The organism is Streptomyces sp. NPDC059255, from assembly GCF_042752355.1.
In the GTDB taxonomy this organism is placed as follows: domain Bacteria; phylum Actinomycetota; class Actinomycetes; order Streptomycetales; family Streptomycetaceae; genus Streptomyces.
This window is the reverse complement of sequence record NZ_JBHYZP010000003.1, coordinates 250600-265371: the sequence shown is the minus strand read 5'-3', so window position 1 is coordinate 265371 and position 14772 is coordinate 250600. Positions and strand designations below refer to the sequence as shown.

Below are 14772 nucleotides of genomic sequence, written 5' to 3'. Positions count from 1 at the left end.
TTCCGTCAGTTCCTGTTCTGCTGAGGCAGCGGCTCGGCCGGGACGCCCCTGGAAGCGGGGGAGCCCGGCAGCTCAAGCCCGAACAGCCGCATAGCGTGGCCGAGCTGCTTCTCGTTGGTGATGACGAAATCGAAGAGGTCCCGGTCCTGGTACCCCTTCCCCTGCCGTTCCAGGATCTTGACGAACTCGTCGAGCTGTTTCTGCCTCTGCTGGAACATGTCCCCGACCTCGGTGGCCGCTTGATCCGGCCTCTCGGCGAGCAACACCGCCCACGGTGTCAGCCAGGACAGCACGTCATCGTCCTGGCGCACACCGGCGAGCCCACCGGCGAGGAACGTGCGCCACTTCTCGGAGACCTGCCCCAGCAACTCCACCTGGAGCGCGGACTTCGCGTACCGGTGCTCGATGTCCTGGAGTTCCAGGGCGGCCTTACGCTGCCGCTCGAGCACCTCCGGCGAGGGCTGGATATAGGCGACGGTACGGCAGCGCACGAGCCCGTTCTCGAAGCATGCGCCCTGTCGCAGGTCATCGTTGACAGCCAGCTCCGCCTCCTCCGCCCGGAACGGCTCGTAGAGGCGTGCGATGTCGCGAACCCGGTCGAGGAGGTACTGCGGCATGGCCTCCTGGTGACTGTCGATGGCACGATCCAACGTCTCCTGGTCCAAGCGCCCTTCGGCACACCACTCGCAGCGGATCTCGACCAGGAAGTCGAACCCGCCGCCCCTGGAGGGGGTTTCGAACGAAACGGTGGAGTTCCGGTGCACCTTCTCTGTTCCCGGCACGTCCGCTGCCGTAGCCGCGAAGGGCAGAAACGGCTCCGACAGACCGCCGAAGAAAGCCCGCAACCATGCCAGAGCACTGCGGCGCGGTGTCCTGATCACATCGACCACCTTTCCGTCACAAGAGAACCGATATGGGCTGCCGCTTCGCCGTCCGGCAGCTGATGACCCCACAGCCGTAGGTAGAACAGGAACCGCTCACGCATGTCGGCGCCCTCGGCACCCGGCTCGGGCAGCTCGGCGATGAACTCGGCTACGCGTTCATCGAGCCCCGGCTCCTCGCCGGCCCGCTCCACCCACATCCGGATGGCGTTCCACCCGTACCCGCGGTGCTGTCGGGTGGGACTGAGCAAGACCTGCCGAGTGAGCCGCAGAAGGTCGGCACGCGGGCCCTGCTCGCTCAGGAAGGCCGTGACCGCTTGCGCACCTCGAAATCTGCTGAGCCGAACAAGGCACCTCGCAGCGTCATCCCGCAGCCAATGACGGGACGATGCCGACCAGTTCGCCAGTCGCTCCAAAACCTGGTCCCGTGATCCGGCCGCATAGATCTCCCGCACGGCGTCCCCCACGCTCCACATCCCCGACTGGGCGATCTGTTCCAGACCACTCAGTGCCTCGGTGGGGAACATCGCGCCGATCCGGGTTCCGTACGCAGCCTGTGCGCATTTCCGGAAGCTTTGCCGCTGGGACCAACGCCGCAGCAGCAGCTGGACGCGGGAGGTGGGCAACCCTTCGGTCACCGCTCGCTCCAGTGCCCACGCCGCCGCAAACTGCCGCCGGGGGGCATGCTCCTTGTCGGCGGCCCAACTCACCAGGCACTCTTCGAGTACGTAGTTCCAGTCGAAGGTGGCAAGGAGACCGACCGTCTGCGCGGCCGACACCCGGATCTCCTCCTCCCCTCTGACGACGAGGCTGTCCAGCCACTCCAGCAGTGGGCCCCGTGCCCCGCTGTGGTCATGCCACAGCACCTCCATGACCGCCTCCCCGAGCCCGTGGTGACTGACCCGAACCCGGCACTCCGGATGCCGGGCGCCCACTCGGTGCCCGTTGCGGTCGATGAACTCCACATCGGCATCGCCCAGCCAGTCCTGCACGCTCTCCCGGAAAAGCGGCATCTCGGGCACGGAGGACGGTGAGCGCACGCCGTGCAGCAGCTCGGCAAGCCGGTGAGACTCCCGGCTGACCCGGCTCAGCGTTGTCCCGTCGAGCACCACACAGGCCAGCAGGAAAGCCCGGGACCACAAGGACACTTCCGTATTCCTGGCGTCGTCACCGTCTGCCGCGGGGTGCGGCCCCAGCAGCTTCGCCGCCTTGACCCGCAGCTCGTCCCCGAGCCCCTGCGCAATCCGGTCGATGTCATCACCGTCCCGCACACGCCGCGCCAGCCGACGGGCCAGAACTTTGATCTTCTGCATGGATCGGCGACCACGCAAGTCCTCTCGGAGGCGCTGGTGCTGCAGGAGCTTCTGGCAGCGCTCCGGCTGATCGGCGAGCAGGACCGTCAGGTGTCGCTCCAGCACCTCGAACCGCATATCGACCGCGATCTCGTGCTCGACCACGTGCCCGTCCAGGCCCCGGACCGCAACCTGATCGTCGACGACGATCACCAGCGGGGAGCGTCCGTAGGTCGCTTCCCGTAACCGGATGAGCAAGTGCGCACTCAGCTCGTTGGCCCACTTCCTACCGTCGCTCTGGACCACGTGCCCCCGGCTCGGTTGGAGTCCGCCGTCCTGCTTGACGAGTCGGCGCACCCCCGCGTCCGAGTCCAGCACCACGACACCGGTCTGCATCACCTTTCGCGCGGCGAGCAGTGCCGTGGTGTAACGCCCGGTACCGGGAGCGCCACGCAGCACCGCGACACCATGCTCAACCAGGTGCTTGACCAGACCTTCATGGCTGGCGGGCGGGACGTAGAACTCGCTGAGTTCATCCAGGTAGTCCTCGGGGATCCGGCCGTCGACCGGGTCGGTATCCGGGGCAGTGAAGTAGTTCTTGTACATCGTCCCGGCGGCGTCCCCACTGCCGAAGCCGACGGCTCTGCTCTTGATTCCTCCTTCGACAGAGGCCGCGAACAGGCCCTGTTCGCGCAACCGCCGGATGTGGTCTGCCTGATCGTCGGCCGTTTCCACGGACACGTCGTCCTGCCCGGTGGCAGACGGTTCCACCGATGGCTCATCAAGGGATTCGTTGACGGGATCGGTTATGCCGTCCATGGCAAGCACACCCGTCACCGCTGGTACTTTTTGTGCATGGTCTTCGCCGCGTCTCCGCTACCGAAGTGGAAGACGCCGCCCTTGTTCCGCTTCACCACATTGGTGGGTGCGGGAGACGGACCTTGGTCCGGCTCTGGCTCCGAGGCGGAGACCAACGGTTCCAGTTCTTCCGGGCCGTGTTCCGGCACGTGGATCCACCCGTAGCCGTTGAATTCCTTCTCCTGAACATGCACCTGGACGTACCGGGCCGGGTCCAGGCCCTCTCCCTCGCCTCGAAGCCTGACGACATCCTGGTAGAGCCGGTCGGAGACGATGACAGCAAGATCGGTCGAGTTGATGGCCTTCAGCACCCGTTTGAGCACGCCTGCATTGAGGTAGCGGGCCACGGAGACCGGCGCGGGGCCGCTGTGGCCAAGGGCGGCCGTACGTGCCACACCGAAGTCGATGGCCAGCCTGAGCCGCATCCGCTCCTTCTCGGCGCGGTTGGCGTTGGACTCGCCGAGCCGAGTGGCCAGATTCCGCACGAACCCACCGAGCACCTCCGGCTCAGGAGTATCGAGCGGCAGCACGGCGAACTCCTGGTCACCCTGCGGCTGACGATCCCACGCTGTACGGTCCAGGCCGCTGAGCACCGCGGCCTCCTCCAACACCCGGACCAGGTCGGCCTGGATCGTCTCCTGGTCCGGGGTGTCGCGGCAGCTGTACTTCTCCACGTCGGCGGCCATGCAGAGATGGCGGGTGATGATCTCCTGCGAGCGGGACCACGAATGCGACTGCGATGTCATGGGATCGGTTCTCCTGCCTGCCGTAGTTGGTGTGCGCGTCAACTGTGCGGCCGGGGATGGAGAACACCGCTCTAGGTCGTAGAAATACGGTTTTCCACAAGAGATACGGGTCATACACGCGTTACCGAAGAGGTGGCACCAGCCTGGCGATTTCCCGCAGTCGGGCCAGATCGAGGACCACGTTGCGTCGGTAGCCAGTGGTGATGAGGCCGTCTCGGCGCAACTCGGCGAGCGCCTTGTGGATCGTGACTTCCGCCGAGCCGGTGAGTGCGGCCAGTTCCGGCTGAGTGAGATCAACACCGATGGCTAACCCGCGAGGGACCGGATGTCCGTAAGACACGGCTAGTTCCGCGATTACGCGGGCGAGCCGCACCTTGACGGGATACCCTCCGAACTCCACCCGCCGCTGGTTCGCCCAGCGCAGCCGACGGACGACGATCCGGTTGACTGCCCGCGCGGCCTCGGGGTGGGAAGCAAGGAATACACGCAAGTCTGATTCGCGAACGACGCTGGCGGCGATCTCCCCACAGGCAGTGACCGTGGCCGACCGGGGCGCGCCGTCGTCCATGGCAGCCATCTCGCCGATTATGTCCCCGCCGACCCGGATGGCGAGCAGCGCCTCGTGGCCGCTGTCCAACTGGGCAGTGACCTTGACGAACCCGGAGCGTAGGAGCACCACATGGTTGGAGCGGTCGCCCTCACGGATCAAGACCTCCCCGGGCAGATAGCGGCAGCGGGTTCCCAGCCGCAGCAGACCAGTACGAATAGCTTCTGACAGCCCGCCTAGAAAACTTCTGACGGGCCACTCCTGCTGCCCTTGGGATTCGGACTCTGTTGTCAAGCTCCCACCTTCTCCGCCGCGACTGTGATCCGTGCCCGACTCGGGAGACCCCTTCGATCTCAGAAGAGCAGTTCAGAGCGCTGTACGACAGAGAACGAACATCATGAGTTGATGCGCCGGGCGCACACCCGGGCGCACAACGCCTCGCTCAGCTCCCCGGCATCGATCCGGCCGGTCCACCGCTGACCTGCCGCCCGTCGAACCTTCGAGCTGGGCTTCCTGGGCGTCGACTACACGGCGACGAGGCGTACCTTGTCGCCGCAGAGCTTCGTCATGTCATCGATGTCCGAGGTGAGCATGACCACTGGGCGGCGCTGCCGCAGCGCCATCTCGGCCACGGCCGCGTCGATGGCGTATTTGTGGCCATGCAGCCCGGCGTTGATCAGTATGGCCGAGGCACCCTTGGCCTCCTCGTCGCCGATATCCACGACCCGTACGCCGGACAGGACCCAGGAAAGCCGTGCCTTCTCGGTCCGGCGGTGTACCGCTTCGATGATGGTGAGTGCGCTGATGACCACCTCCATGCCCCGCTTGCGGGCTTCGGCGACGAGGGCGACGACAGGCTCGTCATCACTGACGAATTTCGACAGGCCCTCGCAGTCGAGAACGAGAGTGCCTTCGTGGCTCAGCTTGCGGCGGGCCACTGCCCCTCCTCGGCGAATACCTCGTCGAAGACCTGGCGTGCCCGCTCCTGCTCGTGCGCGGAGACCGGCCCCTGGCGGCGCTCGTAGTCGGCCAGGTACTCGTCGAGGATCTGGCCACGCAGTTCGCGCTCGACCGCTGCCGTGATGAACGCGGAGAACTCGCGCCTGCCGACCCGCCGACGGATCGCCTCAGCCGTTCCCTCGGGGAGGGAGAGGCTGACCCTGGTGGCCGGCCCTTCGCCAACGCTGTATGGGATCTCACTCATGGACCTAGATTATCAAATAAGTAGGAATCCGGGTCGTGCCGCAACGTCCAGCGCCTGGCGCGAGCCACACGCCCATCAGCTCGTGGTCTCAGTACTGGTCTCATTCACCTACGTTCAGTGACGTCCGGACGCCACTGAAAAGACCGCTCTGCCGCTGGTCCGGCGCTCACACCGCCTCCGAACCCCCGGACGAACAGTTGGAAAGCATGTCGGGGGCAACCCCTCACGAGTTCGAATCCCGCCCCGTCAATGCCCTCGATCAGCTCCCTGTATCCGGTCTCCGCGACGGTGGTCACGGGTTCTCCCTCCCGGGTCGGTCGGCAGGCCGCGGCGAGGTGGGCCCGACAACCGTCGGGCGCCGGCTCGGCGGGTGCGTGCCTCGGCCGTGCCGGTGTCTCGGTGCGGCGCGGCATCCGCGGGTGGAAGGGTTCTTCCTCCTCCCCCGGCGAGGCATTCCGGTGGTGGTGTCGCGTCACTGCGCTTTCTCAGCCGATGGTGACGACGCGGGCCCAGGGCGGCGGTGTGTCCGGGGCGTAGTCGGGGTCTTCCTCGTCCACGGCGCTCGCCGGACGGGGGAAGAGACCGACAACGGTGCGGCAGGGCGGCGGCGCGGAGGGCCAGGGGGTCTGACCGTCCGTCAGGGCGACGATCACATCCGGGCGGGGCCGGGAGCGGAGCGCCCGGGCGAAACCGGAGCGCAGGTCCGTTCCCCCGCCACCGATCAGTTCGATGCTCTCGGCGCGGCAGAGCGGGACGGCGACTCCGGCCGCCGCGTCGCAAGAGATCACCGACACCAGGTCTCGCCGCCCGCCCACCGATCGCGAGAGCGCCGCCACCTCCAGCAACGCGCTGCCCAGCTCGGCGTCGCTCACCGACCCTGAGGTGTCGATCACGACGCAGACCCGGGGCGGCATGCGGCGCAGGCTGGGCAGCAGCACCTTGGGAACAGCGGCCGACCGGCGGGACGGACGTCGGTAGCTGTGGTCCTCGCCCGGTCCCGACGCACCCACCGCGGAACGGACCGCCGCCCCCAGCAACTGTTTCCAAGGCTGCGGTGGATGGAACGCCTCGTCCGCCCACCGGCGCCATCCCTCCGGAGCATCGCCCGGCCGCCCCTTGATCCCCTCGGCAACCCGGAAGCGGACCGCGTCCCGCTGCTGCTTGCTCAGCCCGTGTGCCCCGTCGGGTCCCAGTTCCCACGAACGGTGCTCTCCGTCGGCCCCACTGCCGCAGTCCAGCCAGGCCAGGTCCGCGGCAGGCCCGGACATCGACGACCTCCGCAGATACTCTTCCATCAGCAGCCCGTCCGGCAGCCGCAGCAGCGACGGCAACACCGCCCCGGCAGGCAGGGGCAGACCGTCGCCGTAGATGTCGTCGTTGATCTCGAAGTCGGCCGCGATGTTCCTCCGCAGCCGCTCGCCCGGCCCGTTCTCCTCGTACTCCCGCGCATACCGCTCGCCCCGCCCATGGTGGTCCCGGAGCAGGTGGGAGACCTCATGCACCCAGACGCCCGCCAGCTCCTCCACCGGAGTGCGCGCCACGAAGCCGGGGGAGACGTAGCAGCGCCAGTACGCGTCCACCGCCATCGTCGGCACCGACCGGTCCTCCACCACGTGCAGTGCGAAGAGCGCTCCGGCCAGGTAGGGACGTACCTTCACCGCGTGCAGCCGCGCGGCCAGCAACTTCTCCATGTCCAGGGGGAGTCCGGTCCGGCCGTACGGTCCGCCGGAGCCGGTCGGCGCCCTCGGTGCGGTGGCCCGCGCCGGGCGCGGCGGCGAGGGCCGGGACATCGGGTACGGCACCGGGCGCTTCGTGACCCCCGTCATCGGTGCGCCCCCGTCGCACGCCCGGCATCGGCCACTGCCGTGGCCCGCCCCACCGACTGATCCGCCAGCCGGACGAGTCCGATCACCCCGGCCAACCGCTCCAGCGCCTCCGGCACCTCCCAGTCGTCGCGCCGCAGCGCGGCCAGCGCCGTAGCCGGAGCGACCAGCAGGTCCGGAGCGCCGGTCTCCAGCGCCCGGACCAGCACCGCCCAAGCCGCCTCCCACCGTGCCCGCTGCGGCCGTGCCCCTACGGCGGCCACCACCGCCTCCAGCGCGGCCTGCCGCAGATCGCCCCTCTCCGGCAGCTCGGCGGAGGCCGGATCGGCCAGCAACGACTCCGGGTCCGGCAGTTCCATCCGGTCCAGATGAGCGAGGAGTTCGAGCCCTGGCCCATCCCCCACCGCGCCTCGCACCAACAGCGCCAGCACCTCCCGGGAGGCAGAGGCCGCCGTGCCGAAGGCCAGCAAGGTCAACGCGGCCTCCCAGCTCCGGGGCGACGGCCAGGCCCCGCCGCGCCGCGTCTCGCTGCTCGGCAGCCGGTGGATCAGCGTCGGCCGGGCTTCCAGGAAACCGCACACTGCACGCCGGGCGTAGGCCACCGCCTCTGCCAGCCGCTCCGGCACCAGCCGGGGCAGCTCGGCCCGGGGCCAGATCCCGCCCAGCCCGCGCACCACCACCTCCCGGTCGTGCACCCAGTGCAGATGCACGAACCGGTTCGCCAGCGGAGGGCTCAGCTCCCAGCCGTCCGCCGCCGACGCGCGCGGATTGGCGGCGGCCACGATCCGTATTCCCGGCGGCAGCTGGAGCGCGCCGACCCTCCGCTCCAGGACAACACGGAGCAGCGCGGCCTGGACGGCCGGGGTGGCGGTGGAGAGTTCGTCCAGGAAGAGCAACCCCTGCCCGGCCCGAACGAGCTCCACGGCCCATTGAGGCGGCGCCATCGGCACCCCCTGCACCGCCGGGTCGTCGCCGATGACGGGCAGCCCGGAGAAGTCGGTCGGCTCGTGGACGCTGGCGATCACGGTCGTCAGCGGCAGGTTGAGAGAGGCGGTGAGCTGCGTCAGGGCCGCGGTTTTGCCGATGCCCGGCTCGCCCCACAGCAGCACGGGCAGGTCGGCCGCGACAGCCAGGGTGAGCGCTTCGAGCTGATCATCGGGGCGCAGCTCGGTGGTAGTCGTCCGCAGCAGGGACAAAAGGTCCTCGGCGACGCCGAGTTGGGGGCCGGTTCCGGATGCGCCTGCGGCGGTGGGCAGGGGCGTACCGGCAGGAGCGGGAGCGGGAGCGTCAACGGCCTGGACAGAGGCGGGCAGGAGGGTACTGGAGGTCATGGGCATCACCTGGGTGGGGATAAGGGGACGGAACGGGACGGCCCGTCCTGGGGATGGTGGGGTCGTGGGCCGGCGGGGTCGTGCGGCGCGGAACGCGCGGTGCGGGCGCGGGACGTGGGTGGGGCAGCCGGTCAGGCGGTCGCCCGGCAGCCAGGTCGGGTCAGGTCAGGCCGGTACGGGGCCTTGCCCGGCTGTTCCGCTTGAGACGCGTCACGGCGGGCATACGGCGGTCGGGCCGCGGCCGGTGGCCCGGCCCGGCGTGCCCCGGGCCGGAGGCGTTCCCGCCCCCGACCGCGCCGGCAGCGGGGTGCACGGCAACCAGCCCCGAGCGGAAGAGTCCGTGGTCGATGCGGCGGGCCGCAGCCGACTCCAGTTCCTCGCGGAGCGGCCCGTCACGCAGGACCGCACCGGGACCGAGCAACTTCTCGACCACGTCCAGCGCCCCGACGACGTCACCGTGGCCGAGCCGTTCCCGGACCGCGGGCAGTGCCTCCGGTTCGCGGTGCACCGCGTCGATGGCCCGCAGGCAGGGCAGCGCAGGCCCGCCGAGCGCCACCAGCAGTTCCTCCCGCCGCAGTTGTGCCGGATCGTGATCGATCGCCGTCAGTACGCCGTCCCGCAGCGCAATCCGATGGATGTCGCCCCGGCACTCCACCCGATGCGGGTCGCTGGGCCGGGGGGCGGAGCCGACCGCCGCCACCGAACCCGCCACCGCCAGTGCTGTGGCGACGAGCGGATGCAGCCGATCGGGCGCGACCAGCCCTGCCCGCAGCAGCTCCAGATCCGGCAGGACCCGGGCCGCCACTTCCGGCAGCACCGGAAGCACCGCGACCTCCTGCGGCGGCAGTGCCTCCCGGAGCGGCCGCATCGTCGGGGCATGGGCTTCGTCGGGGGCGACGAGTTCGAGCACGGCGCGGCTTCGCGCACCGAGCCGTACGGTGAAAGCCCCGCGAGGGCGACCCTCGTCTCCCAACAGCAGCTCGGCCTCGGCGGCCCACCGCGCCGACGCCCACGAGCAACCGTGGACAGCGGACCGATCGGGTAGGTCCGGCACGTCCGGCCGGGCCGGCATGTAGGGCCGATCGGGCGGCGCCAGGAACGGCGCACCGCCCGCGCCGCACCGCCACGTCAGTTCGCCGCAGCGCCCGGAGTCCCAGAGATGCCGGTGCAGGTCGAGCCGGAAACGCCGGTCGGGATGCGGGTGAGGATGATGCTTCGGGGCGCCGGTCCCGGACTCCTCCCACAGCGTCAGGGACATCCGCTGCCCGGCGTCCGCCCAGGCCGGCGGTGTCCGCACCACCAACTGCAACGGCGCGGCACCGGAACTCCGGTAACGAGCGAGGGAGATGGTCAGGCCGGGCCGGAGCCGCCCGTCAGGGGCGATCCGGGGCATGTGCCAACGGAGCAGATCCGGGGCCAGTCGACGCAGATCCGCACGAAGGCGGGTGACGAGATCGGTACCGTGGCGGTCGCGCACGGCGCGCAGATCGAGATCCGGGTCGACCCGGGCGGCAGCACAGGCCCCCGCCCAATCGCCGACCGCACGTCGTGCGGTCGCGATCTCGATCATGGACGGCGGCACGGCGTACTCACGTACGCGCTGCCACATCAACAGGTGGGCGGGAATCCGATTCGCGAGGTGATGTGCCATCAGCACTCACCTTGTGCGAATGATTCCCCCGATCCGTACGAGGAGGAGTTTTTCATCCCCGGGATCATAAGCACCACGATGAGGATCTGTCAGTCCCTTTGACCGCTGCTCACACCGGATCGGCTGAACCACGCCGTGCCCAGGGCGCCGCCACGCTTGTCCGCCGCCCTGGCCGCCGGCCGCCTGCCGTCGGCCGTCCGTACTGTGGGGCTACCGTCCGCTACGCGCCCGCGAGCAGCGGGTCGTAGGGGGTCGAGCGGCGGCGGCCCGACATGAAGGAGAGGAAGTCCTTCACGAACGCCGCGCGGGAGTACCTTCCTTCGGCGTCGGCCACGGTGCGTCGGAAGCCGGTGCGGAACAGGGTCCGGTACTCGTCCGCGTCGATGTACTGGTTGCCGTCCGCGTCGGTGGCGTCGAAGAGCACCTCGGCGACCCTGATCAGGGCGGGTCCGGCGAGGGAGGGGACGGCGGCGGCGTACTCCTCCTTGCTGACGCGGCCGTCGCCGTCGGTGTCGAGGGCCGCCTGGAGTTCCCGCCACCACTCGGCGAACGCCTGGTAGAGCCTGGTCTCGGCCGGCTCGTCCAGGTCGAGGCGGGTGGACAACTCCCGTGCCATGGAGGCGAGATCGGGCCAGTCCAGATAGCCGTTGCCGGTCTGGTCGAGCACCGCGGTGAAGAACTCGTCGGCGCTCCGCCGGGTCGGGGGATCCTCGGCGGGACCGGACGGCGGCACGGGGAAGGGGGTGACCAGCCGGAGCAGTGCTCCCGCCCGTTTCATCCGGCCGCGCAGCGCGGTGAGTGTCGCGGCCCGGGCGAGTTCACCGGCGTCGCTGTCCGGGGGCCAGGTCAGGGACAGCAGTTCGGTGAGGTTCTCGGTCCGCAGCCAGTTCTCGGGCAGGAAGCGGGCCAGGCCGGCGGCCAGGTAGGCGCCCTGCATCAGCGTCCGGGCGCCGGGGACTTCGGGGAGGCCCGCCCGCCGGCGGAAGGACTCGGGGAGGGACGCCACGGTGACCATGCCGATGACCGGGCCGGCGAACGCGCGGCCCGCCGCCCAGACGGTGGGCAGGCCGTTCAGCAGGGGCGGTGCCGGGAGATGGTCGAAGAGCTTGTAGAGGATGATGCGCAGCGCCTCCGTGTTCTCCAGTACCTCCTCGACCATGTGGTCGTAGTACGGCCAGAACTCCGCCAGGGTGGGCGGCAGATGGCCCGGAGCATCCCCGAGCGCCGCCAGGAACGCGTGGTATTCGGCGTAGAGCCGTTCCATCGTCTCCTGGTCGAGCGGCTGCCCGCTCAGCCGGCACATGGTGACGGAGCTCTCGAAGAGCGTCGCCACCACCCAGGCGCGGACCTCGGGGTCCGTCGCGTCGTACGGCCGGTCCCGCGCGTCGGTGCCGCTCAGCCGCGCGTGCAGGCGGTTGAGCCGCGCGGCCTCCTTGCGCCGCGCGTCGTCGTCGGGGCCGAACATGCGCTGGAGGCTCACGAGGGTGTTGCGCAGCCGCCGCCACGGATGGGCCACGAACGTGGAGTTGTCGGTCAGGGCGGCGCCGATCCGCGGATGGGCCGCCTCCAGGACCGTCGCCCTGACCATGGCCAGGGCCCAGCGCGGATCGTTGAAGAACCGGTGGAACTGCGAGTCGGGGCCGAAGAGGGACCCCGGCCGCGGTGGTTCGCTGACGTGCGTGTCCGTCACGGGTGCGGTTCTCCGTTCGTGTACGGCGCCACCGCGCCGAAGCGGCGGTCGCGCTGACGGTAGGCGCCCAGGCACTCCAGGAAGTGCGGCGCGCGGAAGTCGGGCCAGAGCACCTGCGGAAAGATCCACTCGGCGTAGGCCACCTGCCAGAGCATGAAGTTGGAGATGCGCTGTTCGCCGGAGGTCCGGATGACGAGATCCACATCGGGTGTGTCGGGAAAGGGCAGATGAGCGGCGAACCGCCGCTCGTCGACGGCGTCGGCCGGCACCCCGCTGCGGATGAGGGAACGTGCCGCCTCGACGATGTCGCCGCGCCCGCCGTGGTCGAACGCCACCGTCAGCGTCAGACCCCGGTTCGCGCCGGTCAGCGTCATCAGGTCGGCGAAGTCCCGGGCCAGCGGCGCGGGGATCCTCGGGTCCGTCACGCCGAGGAACCGGCAGCGGATGCCGCGCGCGTGCAGCAGCGGGGCGTGTTTGCGTACCACCCGGCGCACCAGACCCATGAGGAAGTCGACCTCACCGCTCGGGCGCCGCCAGTTCTCGGTGGAGAACGCGTACAGGCTCAGCCACTCCACCCCCGCCGTCCTGGCCGCCTCGATGACGTCGATCACCGTCGACTCCGCCGCCCGGTGCCCCGACGTACGCGGCAGGGATCGCCGCGCGGCCCACCGGCCGTTTCCGTCCATCACGCACGCGACGTGGCGCGGCACCCCGGCCGGCGAGGCGGACGTGCCGTCGGGCCGTTCAGGCCGTTCAGGCCGTTCAGGCGTCATACGTACGCCACCGGGCGGCGCCGTCGGCCTTGCCACTGCCGCCGTTGACACTGCCGCTTGTGCCAGTGTCGCCCTTGCCACTGCCGCCGTCGCTGCTGGCATTGCCGCAACGCACTTCCCCCTCCACCCGGCGTCACTCGGATCGACACTCAGCAGAGTGCCGGTATCCGGCCCCCGGCACGACGCGATCTCCGTCCGTTCACCTCTCGACCGTCCGTACGACGTGCAGGAGTACGTCTTGCGTACGGGTGTCGGCTTTTCGTAGGGGCCGGGGGCCGGGCGGGCGCCTTTACGAGGACCGGTCCCCCGGGCTCGCCGCCAGCGCGGCCAGCACCGATCGCACCGCTCGTGCCACCGCGTGCCGCGCCTGCCCGGCCGCCTCGGCGTCGGCGCCGTGGTCGAAGGCGTCGAAGCCGTGGTGGGCGAGCGGCACATCGATCACCTCCACCCTTGCCCCGCCGGCCTCGGCCGCGGTCAGGAACTCCTCGACCGTCGCCGCGATCTCCGGCCGCTCCCGGCCCACCCGGGTCAGCACGATCGGCAGCGGCCCGGCGCCGGCGACCGTCGCCGCGGGGCGGAAGCGCCGTTCCACCAGGCTCCAGCCGGGGAGCGGCGCGAGCACGGGGTACGTCGCCGCCACGCACCGGAGCCATGGCGGCGGCGCCGCGAGCCAGTCCGCCAGCAGGAGTCCGCCGCCGGAGAAGAACCACAGGGCGACGCGCTCCCCGTCTACGCGCGGATCGGCCCGTACGCGCTCGACCGCCGCGACGATGTCCTCGGCGGCGCGGGCGTAGTCGGTCAGCCCGTGCAGGCGGTGATCCACCGTGACGCCGACGGCTCCCAGGCTCGCCACGTACCGCCCGTAACCGGTGAAGAGCGGCCAGTCCCGGGGGGCGGGGCGGGTGTCGGCGGGGAGCGGGCCGCCGTGGACGAAGACGATCGCCGGGCTGGGCGGAGGGGCGGGGCGGGATGTAGGTGTAGGTGTGGGTGTGGACGTGGGCGTGGGCGTGGGTGTCTCGGGGAAGTAGGTGGTGGTGCGTTCCGTTCGTTCCACGCTGCCGGTTGACGCGGTCCGTTCCTTCATTCCGCCCGGTCCGTCCGGTCGGTCGGTTGCGTTCGGGACGGTCGGTACGTCCAGGATGAACGGCCGCTGGTTCGGGGGGTCTTCAGGCCTCTCCGCCGTGACCCGGTGCCCCTCGTCCGCCGCCGCCCGCAGGAGTACGCCGGCCAGCTCGTCCGGGACCGAGAGCATCGGCCAGTGGCCGGTGTCCAGTTCGAAGAAGCCCACCCGCGGTTCGGCCAGCGCCAGGAAGCGTGGCTGTCCCGTCGCCACCAGCATCTCGACCAGCGCGATGCCCGAGCCGTTGGCCGTGCAGAAGATGCCGGTCGTCGGCAGCGCGGCGAGCGCGTCCGCGTTCGGCAGGCGGAGCGGCTGGGTGAGCGTGCCCAGCGGCTGGGGCGCGGCGTGCCGGACCAGCCGGTCCAGCGCGGCCTCCGAGAGACCGGCCGTGCCGCCCCAGCGCTCGGGTTCGGCGGCCGGCGGCGGGTCCGCCAGCCACTCGTGCCCGTTCGGTGACGCCCCCGCCTCCCGGGCCGCCAAGCGGTCGCGGATCGCGTGGTCGGGGGCGAGCGCCAGCGCCACATCGCCGTCCTGGGGCAGGCCCGCGTCGAGGTGGACGATCCGGGCGACCCGCTCCGGGCGCCGGTCCGCCGCGCCGAGCACCGGGTGGATGCCGTAGCAGTGGCCCACCAGGACCACGCCCTCCGGAGCGGGGACGGTGTCCAGCAGGTTCACCAGGTCCTGGATGTGCGTCTCCAGGTCCGTGTCCGGGCCCGCCAGGTGCCGGCGGTCGCCCATGCCGGTGAGCGTCGCCTCGTACACCTGGGCGCCCGCCGCACGCAGCCGGGCGCTCACCTCCTGCCACACCCAGCCACCGGTATGACCGCCCGACACCAGCACGAACGTGGTCATGGCC

The 14772-nt window shown here is 70.5% G+C and carries 12 protein-coding genes; all 12 read right to left on the bottom strand.

The annotated features are described in order from the left end of the window. Positions 1-5: 5 nt before the first annotated feature. The 12 genes from ACFXKG_RS06805 to ACFXKG_RS06750 all read right to left on the bottom strand — a co-directional run bounded on the left by ACFXKG_RS06805 (position 6) and on the right by ACFXKG_RS06750 (position 14768). Entirely contained in the window at positions 6-890 is an 885-nt protein-coding gene (locus ACFXKG_RS06805; protein ID WP_384833466.1) for a hypothetical protein, read from the bottom strand. Then, positions 878-3010, bottom strand: a complete 2133-nt coding sequence (locus ACFXKG_RS06800) for a hypothetical protein (protein WP_384833463.1) — start codon at positions 3008-3010, stop codon at positions 878-880. The genes ACFXKG_RS06805 and ACFXKG_RS06800 overlap by 13 nt, the downstream gene beginning before the upstream one ends. Beyond that, positions 3007-3777 (bottom strand): hypothetical protein, encoded by a 771-nt coding sequence (locus tag ACFXKG_RS06795; protein ID WP_384833460.1) that lies wholly within the window; start codon positions 3775-3777, stop codon positions 3007-3009. Before ACFXKG_RS06795 ends, ACFXKG_RS06800 begins: the two co-directional genes overlap by 4 nt. A 121-nt stretch (positions 3778-3898) precedes the next feature. After that, complete coding sequence (locus ACFXKG_RS06790) at positions 3899-4618, bottom strand: Crp/Fnr family transcriptional regulator (RefSeq protein ID WP_384833457.1); 720 nt, start codon at positions 4616-4618, stop codon at positions 3899-3901. A gap of 230 nt (positions 4619-4848) precedes the next feature. Further along, positions 4849-5262, bottom strand: coding sequence for a DNA-binding protein (locus ACFXKG_RS06785; protein ID WP_384833453.1), 414 nt, complete (start codon positions 5260-5262; stop codon positions 4849-4851). Further along, positions 5244-5528, bottom strand: a complete 285-nt coding sequence (locus ACFXKG_RS06780) for a hypothetical protein (protein ID WP_384833450.1) — start codon at positions 5526-5528, stop codon at positions 5244-5246. The genes ACFXKG_RS06785 and ACFXKG_RS06780 overlap by 19 nt, the downstream gene beginning before the upstream one ends. 485 nt (positions 5529-6013) lie before the next feature. After that, a complete protein-coding gene (locus ACFXKG_RS06775; RefSeq protein ID WP_384833731.1) occupies positions 6014-7219 on the bottom strand; it encodes a VWA-like domain-containing protein in 1206 nt (401 codons plus the stop codon). Between the two features lie 131 nt (positions 7220-7350). Further along, the gene (locus ACFXKG_RS06770) at positions 7351-8682 is read right to left on the bottom strand and encodes an AAA family ATPase (protein WP_384833447.1); all 1332 of its coding nucleotides are present in this window, start codon (positions 8680-8682) and stop codon (positions 7351-7353) included. 160 nt (positions 8683-8842) lie between these two features. Continuing rightward, positions 8843-10333, bottom strand: a complete 1491-nt coding sequence (locus ACFXKG_RS06765; RefSeq protein WP_384833444.1) for a hypothetical protein — start codon at positions 10331-10333, stop codon at positions 8843-8845. A gap of 220 nt (positions 10334-10553) precedes the next feature. Beyond that, entirely contained in the window at positions 10554-12023 is a 1470-nt protein-coding gene (locus ACFXKG_RS06760) for an oxygenase MpaB family protein (protein ID WP_384833441.1), read from the bottom strand. Continuing rightward, the gene (uppS, locus tag ACFXKG_RS06755) at positions 12020-12796 is read right to left on the bottom strand and encodes a polyprenyl diphosphate synthase (protein ID WP_384833438.1); all 777 of its coding nucleotides are present in this window, start codon (positions 12794-12796) and stop codon (positions 12020-12022) included. The genes ACFXKG_RS06760 and uppS overlap by 4 nt, the downstream gene beginning before the upstream one ends. A gap of 289 nt (positions 12797-13085) precedes the next feature. After that, complete coding sequence (locus tag ACFXKG_RS06750; protein WP_384833435.1) at positions 13086-14768, bottom strand: alpha/beta fold hydrolase; 1683 nt, start codon at positions 14766-14768, stop codon at positions 13086-13088. Between the last annotated feature and the right edge of the window lie 4 nt (positions 14769-14772).

Excerpts from the sequence above, each read along its gene's own strand:
- uppS (WP_384833438.1), bottom strand. The coding sequence starts at position 12,796 with ATGACGCCTGAACGGCCTGAACGGCCTGAACGGCCCGACGGCACGTCC.
- ACFXKG_RS06775 (WP_384833731.1), bottom strand. The coding sequence starts at position 7,219 with ATGGAGAAGTTGCTGGCCGCGCGGCTGCACGCGGTGAAGGTACGTCCC.
- ACFXKG_RS06770 (WP_384833447.1), bottom strand. The coding sequence starts at position 8,682 with ATGACCTCCAGTACCCTCCTGCCCGCCTCTGTCCAGGCCGTTGACGCT.
- ACFXKG_RS06765 (WP_384833444.1), bottom strand. The coding sequence starts at position 10,333 with ATGGCACATCACCTCGCGAATCGGATTCCCGCCCACCTGTTGATGTGG.
- ACFXKG_RS06795 (WP_384833460.1), bottom strand. The coding sequence starts at position 3,777 with ATGACATCGCAGTCGCATTCGTGGTCCCGCTCGCAGGAGATCATCACC.
- ACFXKG_RS06750 (WP_384833435.1), bottom strand. The coding sequence starts at position 14,768 with ATGACCACGTTCGTGCTGGTGTCGGGCGGTCATACCGGTGGCTGGGTG.
- ACFXKG_RS06780 (WP_384833450.1), bottom strand. The coding sequence starts at position 5,528 with ATGAGTGAGATCCCATACAGCGTTGGCGAAGGGCCGGCCACCAGGGTC.